Annotated in this window: 17 protein-coding genes; 16 read left to right on the top strand and 1 reads right to left on the bottom strand. The window is 71.4% G+C overall.

The genetic code is table 11. The features are described from left to right. Window positions 1-79: 79 nt before the first annotated feature. From ACFYP5_RS35735 to ACFYP5_RS35690, 10 genes are all read left to right on the top strand, one after another. Window positions 80-1,198: a ParA family protein gene (locus ACFYP5_RS35735; protein WP_313936586.1), complete on the top strand. Its 1,119-nt coding sequence runs from the start codon at window positions 80-82 to the stop codon at window positions 1,196-1,198. Next, window positions 1,195-1,788 carry a hypothetical protein gene (locus ACFYP5_RS35730; RefSeq protein ID WP_389043627.1) on the top strand — a complete coding sequence of 198 codons (594 nt, stop codon included), beginning with the start codon at window positions 1,195-1,197 and terminating at the stop codon, window positions 1,786-1,788. Before ACFYP5_RS35735 ends, ACFYP5_RS35730 begins: the two co-directional genes overlap by 4 nt. A gap of 105 nt (window positions 1,789-1,893) precedes the next feature. Next, the gene (locus ACFYP5_RS35725; RefSeq protein ID WP_389043580.1) at window positions 1,894-3,153 is read left to right on the top strand and encodes a segregation and condensation protein A; all 1,260 of its coding nucleotides are present in this window, start codon (window positions 1,894-1,896) and stop codon (window positions 3,151-3,153) included. Then, window positions 3,150-3,800 carry an SMC-Scp complex subunit ScpB gene (scpB, locus tag ACFYP5_RS35720; protein ID WP_389043578.1) on the top strand — a complete coding sequence of 217 codons (651 nt, stop codon included), beginning with the start codon at window positions 3,150-3,152 and terminating at the stop codon, window positions 3,798-3,800. Before ACFYP5_RS35725 ends, scpB begins: the two co-directional genes overlap by 4 nt. Beyond that, window positions 3,800-4,915, top strand: coding sequence for a pseudouridine synthase (locus tag ACFYP5_RS35715; RefSeq protein ID WP_389043576.1), 1,116 nt, complete (start codon window positions 3,800-3,802; stop codon window positions 4,913-4,915). The genes scpB and ACFYP5_RS35715 overlap by 1 nt, the downstream gene beginning before the upstream one ends. Before the next feature lie 131 nt (window positions 4,916-5,046). Further along, a complete protein-coding gene (gene pnuC / locus ACFYP5_RS35710; RefSeq protein WP_389043573.1) occupies window positions 5,047-5,700 on the top strand; it encodes a nicotinamide riboside transporter PnuC in 654 nt (217 codons plus the stop codon). Continuing rightward, a complete protein-coding gene (locus ACFYP5_RS35705; protein ID WP_389043571.1) occupies window positions 5,697-6,776 on the top strand; it encodes an AAA family ATPase in 1,080 nt (359 codons plus the stop codon). Before pnuC ends, ACFYP5_RS35705 begins: the two co-directional genes overlap by 4 nt. Continuing rightward, window positions 6,773-7,507, top strand: coding sequence for an NUDIX domain-containing protein (locus ACFYP5_RS35700; RefSeq protein WP_389043568.1), 735 nt, complete (start codon window positions 6,773-6,775; stop codon window positions 7,505-7,507). The genes ACFYP5_RS35705 and ACFYP5_RS35700 overlap by 4 nt, the downstream gene beginning before the upstream one ends. Next, a complete protein-coding gene (locus ACFYP5_RS35695) occupies window positions 7,504-8,526 on the top strand; it encodes an ADP-ribosylglycohydrolase family protein (RefSeq protein ID WP_389043566.1) in 1,023 nt (340 codons plus the stop codon). The genes ACFYP5_RS35700 and ACFYP5_RS35695 overlap by 4 nt, the downstream gene beginning before the upstream one ends. Before the next feature lie 3 nt (window positions 8,527-8,529). Next, window positions 8,530-9,342: a DNA polymerase beta superfamily protein gene (locus ACFYP5_RS35690; RefSeq protein ID WP_389043564.1), complete on the top strand. Its 813-nt coding sequence runs from the start codon at window positions 8,530-8,532 to the stop codon at window positions 9,340-9,342. Between the two features lie 25 nt (window positions 9,343-9,367). Here the strand turns inward: ACFYP5_RS35690 and ACFYP5_RS35685 are convergent, their stop codons facing one another. Continuing rightward, window positions 9,368-10,072, bottom strand: a complete 705-nt coding sequence (locus tag ACFYP5_RS35685; RefSeq protein WP_389043562.1) for a DNA polymerase beta superfamily protein — start codon at window positions 10,070-10,072, stop codon at window positions 9,368-9,370. A 179-nt stretch (window positions 10,073-10,251) separates the two neighbouring features. Here ACFYP5_RS35685 and ACFYP5_RS35680 point away from each other — a divergent pair, with 179 nt between their 5' ends. The 6 genes from ACFYP5_RS35680 to cmk all read left to right on the top strand — a co-directional run bounded on the left by ACFYP5_RS35680 (window position 10,252) and on the right by cmk (window position 13,911). After that, a complete protein-coding gene (locus ACFYP5_RS35680) occupies window positions 10,252-10,449 on the top strand; it encodes a YidB family protein (RefSeq protein WP_389043559.1) in 198 nt (65 codons plus the stop codon). 77 nt (window positions 10,450-10,526) lie between these two features. Next, entirely contained in the window at window positions 10,527-10,889 is a 363-nt protein-coding gene (locus tag ACFYP5_RS35675; RefSeq protein WP_389043558.1) for a DUF1304 domain-containing protein, read from the top strand. A 4-nt stretch (window positions 10,890-10,893) separates the two neighbouring features. Continuing rightward, window positions 10,894-11,484 (top strand): TetR/AcrR family transcriptional regulator, encoded by a 591-nt coding sequence (locus tag ACFYP5_RS35670; protein ID WP_389043556.1) that lies wholly within the window; start codon window positions 10,894-10,896, stop codon window positions 11,482-11,484. A gap of 140 nt (window positions 11,485-11,624) precedes the next feature. Next, window positions 11,625-11,987, top strand: coding sequence for a chorismate mutase (aroH, locus tag ACFYP5_RS35665; protein WP_389043553.1), 363 nt, complete (start codon window positions 11,625-11,627; stop codon window positions 11,985-11,987). Then, window positions 11,984-13,069: a prephenate dehydrogenase gene (locus ACFYP5_RS35660; RefSeq protein WP_389043552.1), complete on the top strand. Its 1,086-nt coding sequence runs from the start codon at window positions 11,984-11,986 to the stop codon at window positions 13,067-13,069. Before aroH ends, ACFYP5_RS35660 begins: the two co-directional genes overlap by 4 nt. A gap of 125 nt (window positions 13,070-13,194) precedes the next feature. Beyond that, window positions 13,195-13,911: a (d)CMP kinase gene (cmk, locus tag ACFYP5_RS35655; RefSeq protein WP_389043550.1), complete on the top strand. Its 717-nt coding sequence runs from the start codon at window positions 13,195-13,197 to the stop codon at window positions 13,909-13,911. Window positions 13,912-13,964: the final 53 nt, after the last annotated feature.

Here is a 13,964-nt window from a genome sequence, read left to right as displayed (position 1 = left end):
AAGTTTCCTGGTCACGTCCAAGGAGGTAAGACGACTTGTGAATGAGTCGACATTTACTCCCGGGGGTGTTCAACCAGGGATGCCTGCACGGGGCCAGAGCCCGATCGGGCTGGAGGCTGTCGGCTCCGTCGCTGTCCGCACCTTCGCCACCCACCAGCACATGACGACAGCCCCCCAGATGATGGACGGCCTAAACGTGAACGCCATGGCCGGCAACGAGAGTGGCCGAGAGACCGCCCACTTCGCCGACTTCGACGAGGTGCCCCAGGGGCACTTCTACGACCCCGACGCCGAGTACGAGCCCGATCCGGAGTACGCGGCCACCCTCGCGCCCGACGCTGCCCGCCAGCGCCGCGAGCGGATCGGCCCGACCGGCCGGCCCCTGCCCTACTTCCCGATCCCGGGCCCGCTGACCGACCACGGTCCCGCGAAGATCATCGCGATGTGCAACCAGAAGGGCGGCGTCGGCAAGACCACGTCGACCATCAACCTCGGTGCCGCGCTCGCGGAGTACGGACGCCGTGTCCTGCTCGTCGACTTCGACCCGCAGGGAGCCCTGTCCGTCGGCCTCGGTGTCAACCCGATGGAGCTCGACCTCACGGTCTACAACCTGCTCATGGAGCGGGGCATGGCGGCCGACGAGGTCCTCCTGAAGACCGCCGTGCCCAACATGGACCTGCTGCCGAGCAACATCGACCTGTCGGCCGCCGAGGTGCAGCTGGTCAGTGAGGTGGCCCGGGAGTCCACGCTGCAGCGTGCCCTGAAGCCGCTGATGGCCGACTACGACTACATCGTGATCGACTGTCAGCCCTCGCTGGGCCTGCTCACGGTGAACGCCCTGACGGCTGCTCACAAGGTGATAGTGCCGCTCGAGTGCGAGTTCTTCGCACTCCGTGGTGTGGCACTGCTCACCGAGACCATCGAGAAGGTCCAGGAGCGGCTCAATCCGGAGCTGGAGCTCGACGGCATTCTCGCCACCATGTACGACTCCCGTACGGTGCATAGCCGGGAGGTCCTCGCACGGGTCGTGGAGGCCTTCGACGAGCACGTCTACCACACGGTGATCGGGCGCACGGTGCGCTTCCCGGAGACCACGGTCGCCGGCGAGCCCATCACCACGTACGCCTCCAACTCGGTCGGTGCAGCCGCCTATCGCCAGCTCGCCAGGGAGGTGCTCGCCCGGTGTCACGCCGAGTGAGTCTGCCCGGGGCCGACGAACTGTTCCGTACCACCGGGGGGATGGGGCTGCAGTCCTCGTCCCCCGCGGACCGGCGGCGCAAGGCGAACGGCGAGGTGCGGGTTCCGGCTCCGGCCGGTGAGAGAGATTCCGCGGCGGACGGGTCCGGTGCGGCCGAGGCCGGTGGGTCCGGGACCCTGACGTCCGGGGAGGAACATTCTGCGGCGGACGCCGACGCGGGGGACTCCCGCAGCCGGGGCGGGGAGAACGACCGTGCGGCGGCGGCCGCACAGGCGGCCCGTCGGCCCCAGCCCTCGTCCGGGACGCAGCAGGAGGCGGCTCCGGCCGTCCAGCAGCAGCGCAGGCGCGGAGGCGGGCGCGGGGCGAACCGGCGGCCGAGCGGCCGGGAACGCCACGACGAGAAGATCACCGTCTATGTCTCGGCCGAGGAACTGATGGACCTCGAACACGCGCGGCTCGTCCTGCGCGGCGAGCACGGGCTCGCCGTCGACCGTGGGCGGATCGTCCGCGAGGCGGTCGCCGTGGTCCTCGCCGACCTGGAGTCGCGGGGCGACGCGAGCATCCTCGTGCGGCGGCTGCGCGGCCGCTGACCGGTACGGCGGGCCGGTAGCCTGCCCGGGGGCCGCCGCCGAGCGGCCCGGCCGTCTCCGTACGGCACACCGCCTGCCCGTATCCGCGCCGCACCCTGGACCCCCATGCCGACGACCGACGAGCCCGCCCGCACGCCCCGGCGCCCCCTGGGGCGCGGTCCGGGGGGTCGGCCTGCGCCGTCCGCGGCCGCGGAGGCCGAGGGCGCCGCCGTCGGTGTGTCCCCCACCCCGCCCCATCCCGAAACCGGCGAGGAGCCCTCGGCCCCCTCGGCCGCCGTCACGGACGCCGCCGAGCCTGCGGCTCCTGCGGATGCCGTTGATGCCGTCGCTGTCACCCCGGTCGGGACCGCCGGTCCTGCGGTGCACGTCGACACCGCCGGTCCTGCAGCGCCCGTCGGCGCCGCTGATACCGCCGCCTCCGCCGGTTCCGCGGCCCCCGACCTCACGGACGCCGCCGCGGCGTCCGTGGCCCCCGCCGATGCCATCGCCGCCGCCCCGGCCGGGACCGCCGGTCCTGCGGCCCCCGCCGACGCCGCCGGGGCACCCGCCGACGACGGACGGTTCACCGTTCGGCTGGCCAACTTCGAGGGCCCGTTCGATCTTCTCCTGCAACTCATCTCCAAGCACAAGCTTGATGTGACCGAGGTCGCCCTCTCCAAGGTCACCGACGAGTTCATGGCCCACATCCGCGCCATGGGGGTGGACTGGGATCTCGACCAGACCACCGAGTTCCTCGTCGTCGCCGCGACCCTGCTCGATCTCAAGGCCGCCCGGCTGCTGCCCGCCGCCGAGGTGGAGGACGAGGCCGATCTCGCGCTGCTCGAAGCGCGGGACCTGCTCTTCGCGAGGCTTCTGCAGTACCGCGCGTACAAACGCATCGCGGAGATCTTCAGCGCCCGGCTGGAGTCCGAGGGGCGGCGCTTCCCCCGGACCGTGGGGCTGGAGCCGCACCATGCCGAGCTGCTGCCCGAGGTGGTGATCAGCATCGGCGCCGAGGGGTTCGCCCGGCTCGCCGTGAAGGCGATGCAGCCGAAGCCCAAGCCGCAGGTGTATGTCGATCACATCCACGCCCCGCTGGTCAGCGTGCGTGAGCAGGCCGAGATCGTCGTGGCGCGGCTGCGGGAAGCGGCGGGGATCACTTTCCGCGAGCTCACCGAGGACGCCCCGGACACCCTCACCGTCGTCGCCCGGTTCCTGGCGCTGCTGGAGCTGTACCGGGAGAAGGCCGTCACCCTCGACCAGGAGGAGGCGCTCGGCGAGCTCATGGTGCGCTGGGCCGGGGGCGAGGGGGCGGAGCCCGCGGTGACGGACGAGTTCGATCAAGAGGTGCAGGACATGGACGTACAAGAGGATGTGCAGGCATGAGCGAGCAGCGCCCCACCGGTGCGAGCACCGTCGCGGGTCTTGAGCTCAAGCCCGCCCTCGAGGCCGTTCTCATGGTCGTCGACGAACCCGCCACCGAGGAACACCTCGCCAAGGTGCTGGAGCGGCCCCGGCGGGCCGTTGCCGACGCACTGCGGGAGCTGGCCGACGAGTACACCGTGCAGCGCCGCGGTTTCGATCTCCGACTGGTTGCCGGCGGCTGGCGCTTCTACACGCGCCCGGAGTACGCGGAGGCCGTCGAGGGCTTCGTGCTGGACGGCCAGCAGGCCCGCCTCACCCAGGCGGCTCTGGAGACCCTCGCAGTGGTCGCGTACCGCCAGCCGGTCAGCCGCTCGAGGGTCTCCGCGGTACGCGGCGTGAACTGTGACGGCGTGATGCGGACCCTGCTGCAGAGGGGCCTGGTCGAGGAAGCGGGCGCGGAACCCGAAACAGGTGCGATCCTGTACAGGACGACGAACTACTTTCTGGAGCGGATGGGCCTGCGCGGCCTGGATGAGCTCCCGGAGCTCGCGCCCTTCCTCCCCGAGGCGGACGCGATCGAGGCTGAGACGCTAGAGGGTGTGCCGTCGTTCGATCCGGACGCACCGGACACCCCGGATACTCACGCAGACGACAAGACGGAATTTTGATGCGAAGCAGTGGCAGGAACAGCGGAAGCGGCAGCGGCAAGAGCGGCGGCAACCGGAACCCCCGGGGTGGCGGCGCCGGGCGCGACGACAGGCAGGACAAGCGTCCCCGCCGGCCCCGCCCCGAGGAGCGCCGCTACGACGTGGGCGGCACCGGGGCCGGCGAGAAGAGCGGCGAAGGCCCCCGCAAGGGCCGCGGCGCCGCGGCCCGCGGTGGCGCCAAGGGCGGTCCGAAGCCCCCGCAGGGCGGCGCGCGGAGCGGCGGCCCGCGGCGTGGCCCGCAGGGTGCCCCGTCCCGCTCGCGCGAGCTCGACGCCAAGATCGAGCAGCGCAACCGGGACAGGTACGCGAACAAGCCCGACATCAAGACGCCCAAGACGCACCCGGGCGCCGAGCAGGAGGGCGAGCGTCTGCAGAAGGTCCTGGCCAGGGCCGGTATGGGCTCGCGCCGTGCGTGCGAGGAGCTGATCGAGCAGTCCCGCGTCGAGGTCAACGGCGAGATCGTCGTCGAGCAGGGCATGCGCGTCGATGTGCACAAGGACGAGATCAAGGTCGACGGTCTGACCGTCGCCGCCCAGTCGTACCTCTTCTTCGCGCTGAACAAGCCCGCCGGTGTCGTCTCCTCGATGGAGGACCCGGACGGCCGCCAGTGCCTCGGCGACTACGTGACCAACCGTGAGACGCGGCTCTTCCACGTCGGCCGGCTGGACACCGAGACCGAGGGCATCATCCTGCTCACCAACCACGGCGAGCTGGCCCACCGGCTGACCCACCCGAAGTACGGGGTGAAGAAGACCTACCTGGCCGCCATCCAGGGACCGCTCCCGCGCGACCTGGGCAAGCACCTCAAGGACGGCATCCAGCTGGAGGACGGGTACGCCCGCGCCGACCACTTCCGCGTCGTCGAGAACACCGGCAAGAACTACCTGGTCGAGGTGACCCTCCACGAGGGCCGCAAGCACATCGTCCGCCGGATGCTGGCCGAGGCCGGCTTCCCGGTCGAGCGGCTGGTGCGGACGTCCTTCGGGCCGATCCCGCTGGGCGACCAGAAGTCCGGCTGGCTGCGCCGCCTCACCAACACCGAGGTGGGCATGCTGATGGGCGAGGTCGGTCTGTAGTCCGCCTCTGGCGTCCGCTGTACGGCCCGCGGCCGGTTCCTGGTTTCGATTTTCGAACAGGAAACCGGCCGCGGGCCTTTTGCTGCCACCGAATCACCTTTATAGTCAAGGTGACTATTAAGGAGGTGGATGTGAGTCTCGCGGACGTCCTCGATCCCCTGCGGCAACCTCTGGTGACGGTCTGGGACGCCCCGGTCGGCTGGACCGAGGTGCTCGGCTTCGGCAGTGGGGCGCTGTGCGTCTGGCTCGTGGCCCGCCAGCATCTGGCCAACTGGCCGATCGGCATCGCCAACAACCTCTTCTTCGTCCTGCTGTTCACCCAGTCCGGTCTGTACGCCGACGCCGGGCTGCAGATCGTCTTCATCACCCTTGCCGCGTACGGCTGGTGGACCTGGACCCACGGGGGTGGACCGGGCTCGCCGGACCTGCCGGTGCGGAACACCGGCCGCACCGAATGGATCCGGCTGTGCGCGGCAGGGGTGCTGGGGACCGTCGGTCTGACCGTTCTCCTCGACCACGCCACCGACTCCACCGTGCCGTTCTGGGATGCCCTGACGACTGTGCTGTCCTTGGCTGCGACGTACGGGCAGTGCCGAAAACTCATCGAGTCGTGGTGGCTGTGGATCGCCGCCGATGTCGTGTACATCCCGCTGTACGCGTACAAGGAGCTCTATCCGACCTCCCTGCTGTACGCCGGTTTCCTGGCACTGTGCCTGGTCGGGCTGCGCAACTGGAAGCGTGATCTCCAGGTCCCGCAGCGGGAGTTGGCGGGGGTGGCAGGGTGAAGCGGTTCAGGCACGGGCTCGTGCTCGGCAAGTTCTACCCGCCGCACGCCGGCCATCACCACCTCGTCCGCACCGCCCAGGACCGCTGCGAGCGGCTGACCGTCCTGGTCTGCGCCGCCTCCGTCGAGTCCGTCCCGCTCGCCGACCGGGTGGACTGGATGCGGGAGGTGCACCCGGACGTACGGGTCGTCGGCGCCGTCGACGACACCCGGATGGATCTCCAGGACCCGGCGATCTGGGATGCCCATATGGCCGTCTTCGAAGAGGCCGTCCCGGAGACGGTCGACGCCGTCTTCACCTCGGAGCCGTACGGGGACGAACTGGCCCGCCGGTTCGGTGCCGAATCCGTCTGCGTCGATCCCGACCGTACGGTCTTCCCGGTGTCCGGCACCGCCGTCCGCAAGGACCCGGTCGGCTGCTGGGACTTCCTCGAACCGCCCGTACGGGCCGCGCTCACCCGCCGTGTCGTCGTGCTCGGCGCCGAGTCCACCGGCACCACCACGATGGCTCGCGCCCTCGCCGAGCACTACCGCCGGCGCGGTGGTGTCTGGGCGCAGACCCGGTATGTCGCCGAGTACGGCCGGGAGTTCAGCGAACAGAAGCTGGCCGCTCTGCGCACCCGGTGGCCCCGGGCCCAGTGGGAGGACGTGGCGTTCACCACCGACGACTTCCCGCTGATCGCCGCGGCCCAGAACGCCAAGGAGGAGGCGGCCGCCCGGACCGGGTCCCCGGTGCTCTTCTGTGACACCGACTCCTTCGCCACCACCGTCTGGCACGAGCGGTACATCGGGGGTCGCAACCCGCGCGTGGAGGAGACCGCCGACCAGATCGCCCACCACCTGTGGCTGCTCACCGACCACGAGGGCGTCGCCTTCGAGGACGACGGGCTGCGCGACGGCGAGGAGCTGCGGCCCTGGATGACCGACCGCTTCCGGTCCGAACTCACCCGCACCGGGCGCCGGTTCATCGAACTCACCGGCCCGCACCGGCAACGCCTGGACAGCGCGGTCGACGCCGTCGACGCTCTGCTCGCGGCGGGCTGGGACTTCGCGGCACCCCTCCCGGAGCGACGATGAGCGCCGGCGCCCCCGAGGGCTACGACCCGCACGCCTTCGAGCCGTTCGCGGTCACCGTCGACCTCGCCGTCTTCACGGTCCGCGACGGACGGCTGCACGTCCTGCTCGTCGAGCGCGGTGAAGACCCGTACAAGGGCCACTGGGCCCTGCCGGGCGGTTTCGTGCTTCCCCGAGAGTCCGCCGAGGACGCCGCCCGCCGGGAACTCGCCGAGGAGACCGGACTGACCGAGGCAACCGTCTCCGCACTACACCTGGAGCAGTTGCGCACCTACAGCGATCCGGACCGCGACCCCAGGATGCGGGTCGTCTCCGTCGCGTACACCGCACTCGTTCCCGATCTGCCCGAGCCGCGTGGCGGCGGGGATGCGGCCAGCGCCCGCTGGTGGGACGCCGGAGCACTCGGCGCGCTCGCCTTCGACCACGACCGCATCCTCACCGACGCGCACGACCGGATCGGCGCCAGACTCGAGTACACCTGCCTGGCGACGGCCTTCTGCCCGGCAGAGTTCACCCTGGGTGAGCTCCAGCAGGTGTACGAGACGGTCTGGGGCGTCGAGCTGGACCGGCCCAACTTCCGGCGCAAGGTCCTCACCACGCCCGGCTTCGTCCAGGCCGTGGAGGGATCACCGCGCCGCACCGGCGGACGGGGGAAGCCGGCTGCTCTGTACCGGGCGGGTGCCGCCACCGCCCTGCACCCTCCACTTCTGCGACCGGAAGGACGAAGCACATGATCGTGACCCGCACCATCACCAAACAGGCCGCCACCGGCGCGCTGACCGGGCTCGCGCTCGGCGACGCGCTGGGCTTCCCGACCGAGTTCAACAATGTCCCGTCGATCCTCGCCAAGTGCGGGCCGTGGCGGCAGATGCGGCTGCCGAACCCCGCGTTCGTCAGCGACGACACCCAGATGACACTGGCCCTCGCGCGGGGCATCCGCACCGCCATGGACCGCGGACTGCTCACCCCGCTGCGGCTGGTCCGGCCGGTACGCGAGGAGTTCGTCGACTGGTACCACTCGCCGGACAACAACCGTGCCCCCGGTCGCACCTGCATGAGCGCCTGCCGGCTGCTCGACGGCGACCGGCCCTGGCAGGAGGCGAGCCAGACCGGCTCCAAGGGCTGCGGCGCCAATATGCGGGTGGCGCCGGTCGGGCTCGTACCGGGGCTGAGCGAGGAACAGCGCTCCGGTGCGGCGCAGTTGCAGGCCGCCCTCACGCACGGCCATCCCACGGCGCTCGCGGCCTCGGACCTGATGGCGCGCGCGGTGTATCTGCTGGCGCAGGGTGCGGAGCCGACGGGGCTGATCGGGCAGCTGCGTTCGTACGCGTACGAGAACAGCAGCCGCTACCTCACGCGCTGGCTCGGCGACCTGTGGCGGTACGCGGGTGACGACTCGGGCGAGAGCTACATCCAGCGTGGCTGGGACGAGTGCCTGACCGCACTGGTCCGCGTCCAGGACGCCCTGCGCGACCCGTCACCGGAGACCGACCCGTGCGAGGCGACCGGCGACGGCTGGATCGCCGAGGACGCCCTCGCCACGGCCCTGCACTGCTTCCTGCTCTTCCCCGACGAACCGGTCACCGCACTGCGCCGGGCCGCCTGCACCCGCGGCGACTCGGACTCGATCGGCTGCCTGACCGGGGCACTGGCGGGCGCGCATCTGGGGGCCGGGGCGTGGCCCAAGGAGTGGTCGGAGCGGATCGAGTACCGGAGCGACCTGCTGTCGCTGGGGGCGCTCTGGGACTCTTGACCCATGCGTACGGAAACGATCCACCTCCACGAGGCCGGGCTGCCGGTCACGGACTTCGGTCCGGTCCTCGCCGAAGAGCCGGGCCCGCTGCTGTTCGCCACGGTCTCCGGGGCGCATCTGTACGGGTTTCCGTCCCGTGACTCGGACGTGGACCTGCGGGGGGTCCACCTCCTGCCCGCCGAGGACCTGGTGGGGCTGCGCGAACCGGACGAGACGCGCTCGCGGATGTGGGACCGGGAAGGGGTCGAGATGGACCTCGTCACCCACGACCTGCGGAAGTTCGTCCGGCTGATGCTGAAGCCGAACGGCTATGTGCTGGAGCAGCTGTTGTCGCCGCTGGTCGTGCACACGAGTGAGCTGCACGCGGAACTGGTCGCGCTGGCGCCCGCGGTGGTGACGCGCAACCATGCGCACCACTACCGGGGGTTCGCCAACACGCAGTGGCGGCTGTTCGGGAGGAGCGGCGAACTGAAACCGCTGCTCTACACGTTCCGGGCGCTGCTGACCGGCATCCATCTGATGCGCAGCGGCGAGGTGCTCGCACATCTGCCGACGCTTCTGGGGCAGGTGGCGGCGCCCGCGTATCTCCCTGAGCTGATCGAGGCGAAGGCGGAAGCCGAACACGGGGGAGCGGGGGGCGTCGACGGCGCGGTGGTGCCCCGGGACGTCGAGGCGCTGCACAGGGTGCTGGACGAGGCGCAGGAGGAGTCCGGGCTGCAGGACAGGGCGGGAGGGTTCGACGGGCTGCACGAACTCGTGGTGCGCGCGCGGTTGAAGGGGCTCGGGTTGCTGTCCTCGAGCTCCGAACGGGCTTGACGTCTGCGTTGGCCAGGGCGGCCGGTCACTCCCTCTCGGGCAACGACGCGGACGCCCGGCGGGTGCGGATCAGGAAGTCCTCCACCCGGGCCCGGTCCGGCTCCGGTGGGAGCGGGGAGCCCGGTGCCGACTCGTCGTTCTCCTCGGCCAGCCGCGTCATGCGACGCTCCACCTCCGGCCACGGGATCTCGCCCCGCTTCACCGCGAGCAGGTCCTCCCTGGCCTCGCCCACCTCGATCCTCAGCCGGCCCGTACGCAGCAGATCCCGGCCGCTCGCCAGCAACCGCAGCAGATGCATGGCGTGCTTCCAGCGCGGCGCACCGTACTGCCGGACATCCGCCTCCAGCTTCTTGCGCTGTCCCAGCGCGTAGCGGACAAAGGTCTCGTGGGCGAGCCGGGACAGGAACGCGCCGCGCAGGGAGAGGAGTTCATGGCCGACCGCATCGGCCTGTTCCACCAGCGGCGAGTGGAGGCACTCCAGCACGTTGGGGTTGGCGCGCAGCGCCAGTTCGCAGAAACGCTCCAGCTCCCAGGAGAACTGCTCCGGCGCCGGGCCCTCGACGTGCGTCGGCGGCTTGTCGAACCGCCAGAACAGCGGGGTCGGTGCCAGGAAGACACCCCGCCGGTCGGTGTCGCTGCCGTCCGTGGCCAGCCCGAACGCACGTGAGCCCATCACACAGGAGTAGACGGTGTGATCGCGTACGAGAGTCTCGGCGTCGGGGGTGATCATGCGGGTGAGGGTACGCGAGGGGGCCTCGTGTGCCTCGTCCTCCAGGCAGGGCACAGCACGGGCTGGGCAACCGTGGCCGGCCCGGCCGGGCGCGCTGCGGGGAGGCGCGTACGCGCGGAGGTCGCCGAGGCCGCGTCGCCGGCAGATGTCTGTCGCCCGGGACCGGTGAGAACAAGCCGGTGAGCGGCGCGCAGATCGCCCAGGCGCTGCCGGACGAAACCCTGCAGAAGGTCGCCCGGGACGCGGGGGTGTCGACGGAGCAGGCGGCCGACGACATCGCCAGGTCGCTGCCCCAGGCGGTCGACAGGCTGACCCCCGCGGGCGAGGTCCCGAAGGGCGGCTCGTTGGAGGACCTGATCCGGGCGCAGGCGCTCTGAGCGTCCGGCGCCGGCCGAATTCCCGTATCGATTTCCTGTACAGTTGTCCAGGAAATCGATACGGGAGGCCGTCCGCCATGCACATCGCAGCCCAGGCGCTGGTCGCGCTGGTCGCGCTGATCCACGCCTATTTCCTGGTGCTCGAGATGTTCCTGTGGGACACCGCGCGCGGCCGGAAGGTCTTCGCCACCACCCCGGCGTTCTCCCGCGAGAGCGCCCCGCTCGCCGCGAACCAGGGCCTGTACAACGGGTTCATGGCCGCCGGACTCGTCTGGAGTCTGATCGCGGGCGACCCTGTCGCGTACCAGGCGCAGATCTTCTTCCTCGGCTGCCTGATCGTCGCCGGGGTGTACGGAGCGGCCACCGTGAACCGCAGGATCCTGCTCGTCCAGGCGGTCCCCGCCGCCGCGGCACTCGTCCTCGTCCTGCTCGCGGGCTGAGCCCGTGACGCCCGCAGCGACGGACGGCAGCGGAGACCCCCGTACCGCACGCACCCGCGGCAAGCTCCGCGAGGCACTCCTCGCGGCCTGCGAGGAACGGCCACTCGACCAGGTCAGCGTCTCCGACGTGGTCCGCCGGGCCGGAGTCGGCCGGGCCACCTTCTATCTGCACTACGACGATCTGCGCGCCCTGGCCGTGGACGCCTGCGCCGAGATCGTCCGGCAGGCGGTCGACGCCCTGCACGCCTGGGACGAGGTGCCGCCCGGTCCCGAGGCGCCCCCCGCCGAGCTCGTCGTCCTGCTGGAGGCAGTCCGCACCCGGGCCGAGGTCTACCGGAGCCTGCTGCGCGCGGGCGGTGGCGGACCGCTCGGCGAGCTGCTGCACCAGGAGTTGCGGCAGCGCAGCATCAGCGAGCTGCGCCGTCGCCGGCCCCCGGGCTCCGCGGAGGACCTGATCGCGAGCGCCGTCGCCGGACTGTTCACCGGCGTCCTGGCCGACTGGGTGCACGGCCGGACCGACGCCACCCCGGCGCAGCTGGCGGGCGGGATCTGGCGGATGCTGCTGGCCGTGCACACCGCCGCCGCTCCCCGCTGACCTCGCGTCTCACCCACAGAGCACCGCGGCCGCCCGTCGCCCCGCCCCTCTAGGCTGAAATCGCGCAGGCGGGCACAGAGCAGGCGCGACAAGCACGAAGCGGCATGAAGAGAAGCGCACGAAGAAGTGAGGAGCCAGACGTGGCGGTACGAGCGGTCCGTGGAGCGGTCCAGCTGGAGCGGGACGAGGCCGGACACATGGACGAGCAGGTCAGCGCCCTGCTCACCGCCGTCCTGGCGCGCAACGGCTTCGTTGCCGACGACCTGATCAGCATCTGGTTCACCGCCACCCCCGATCTGCACAGCGACTTCCCGGCCGCCGCCGCCCGGGGCATCGGCATCGTCGACGTACCGCTGATCTGCGCCCAGGAACTCGACATCGTGGGGGCGATGCCCCGCGTGGTGCGCATCCTCGCCCATGTCGAGACGTACCTTGCCAAGTCCGAGATACAGCATGTCTACCTCGGCGCCACCGCCGCCCTCCGCAAGGACATTGCCCAGTGAGAACCGCCGTCGTCATCGGAACCGGCCTGGTCGGCACCTCCGCAGCCCTCGCCCTCGCCGGGCGTGGCGTCCATGTCCACCTCGTCGACCACGACCCGGCGTCGGCCCGCACGGCGGCCGCGCTCGGCGCCGGTACGGACGAGGCGCCCGCGGGGCGCGTCGACCTCGCGATCGTCGCCGTACCGCCCGCCCACGTGGCCTCGGTGCTCGCCACCGCCATGCAGGACGGCATCGCCCGCGGATACCTCGACGTCGCCAGCGTCAAGGGCGGCCCCCGCCGCGAGCTGGAAGCCCTCGGCGTCGACCTCACGCCGTACATCGGTACGCACCCGATGGCGGGCAAGGAGCGTTCCGGCCCGCTCGCCGCCACCGCCGACCTCTTCGAGGGCCGTCCGTGGGTCCTCACGCCGACCCGGGACACCGACACCGAGGTTCTCAACCTCGCCCTGGAGCTGGTCGCGCTCTGCCGCGCCGTCCCGGTCGTCATGGACGCCGACGCCCACGACCGGGCCGTCGCCCTCGTCTCCCACACACCGCAGCTGATCTCGTCGATGGTCGCCGCCCGACTGGAGGAGGCCGACGAGACGGCCGTACGCCTCTGTGGCCAGGGCATAAGGGACGTCACCCGGATCGCGGCCTCCGACCCCCGGATGTGGGTGGAGATCCTCTCCGCCAACCCCGGACCGGTCGCGGACGTGCTCGCCGGGGTCGCCGCCGATCTCGAGGGGACGGTCCGGGCGCTGCGCAGCCTCCAGTCCGGCGACGACGACAAGCGCCGCGAGGGCACCGACTCCATCGAGGACGTCCTGCGCCGCGGTAACGCGGGCCAGGTAAGGGTCCCCGGCAAGCACGGCGCGGCCCCGGCGGCGTACGACATCGTGGCTGTGCTCATCAGCGACAGGCCGGGCGAGCTGGCCGGGATCTTCGCGGACGCGGGCAAGGCCGGGGTCAACGTCGAGGACGTCCGTATCGAGCACGCCACCGGGCAGCAGGCCGGCCTGGTGCAGCTGATGGTCGAGCCGAGCGTGGCCCCGGCACTCGCCGCGGCGCTTCGCGAGCGGGGCTGGTCGATCCGCCAGTAGACCCCCCGGCGGCCGGGGTCCGCGGGAGTTGTCCACAGGGGTGCAAAGGACCGTCCCGACACTCGGTAACCTTGTGCGGGGCGGGTTCGCGCGCCCTTGTCCCGCCCACCCCGTGTACCAGGAAGGTGTCCACCACCGTGGAAACCGTAAGCGCCGCAGCCCGGACGGCCCCGGCCGCAGTGATCGTCGCCATCGACGGGCCCTCCGGCACCGGCAAGTCGAGCACGTCGAAGGCCGTCGCCGCCAAGCTCGGCCTGAGCTACCTGGACACCGGCGCCCAGTACCGGGCGATCACCTGGTGGATGCTGAACAACGGCATCGACGTGCGGGACGCCGTGGAGGTCGCGACCGCCGCGGCGAAGCCGGTCATCGTCTCCGGCACGGACCCGGCCGCCCCGACGATCACGGTCGACGGCGAGGATGCCGCGGGCCCGATCCGTACGCAGGAGGTCACCTCGAAGGTCAGCGCCGTCAGCGCGGTCCCCGAGGTGCGTGCCCGGATCACCGAGCTGCAGCGGTCCATCGCCGCGGCCGCCGAGATCGGCATCGTCGTCGAGGGCCGTGACATCGGCACGACCGTGCTGCCCGACGCCGACCTCAAGATCTTCCTGACCGCCTCGCCGGAGGCCCGAGCGGCCCGCCGCAGCGGAGAGCTGAAGGGCTCCGATCTCGCCACCACCAAGGAGGCGCTGATAAAGCGGGACACCGCGGACTCCAGCCGTAAGACCTCGCCGCTCGCCAAGGCGGACGACGCGGTCGAGGTGGACACGACCGACCTGACCCTGCACCAGGTCATCGAGTGCGTCGTCACCCTTGTCGAGGAGAAGCGGGCCGCGAAGTGACCGCAGCCTCGGGCACGCCCACGCTGCGCGGAGCGGCGGTCGGGCGCGGGATC

The sequence above is a fragment of the Streptomyces sp. NPDC005262 genome (assembly GCF_042872425.1).
Lineage (GTDB): Bacteria > Actinomycetota > Actinomycetes > Streptomycetales > Streptomycetaceae > Streptomyces.
Note: the sequence above shows the minus strand (reverse complement) of the source record. Positions and strands in the feature narration are given on the sequence as shown.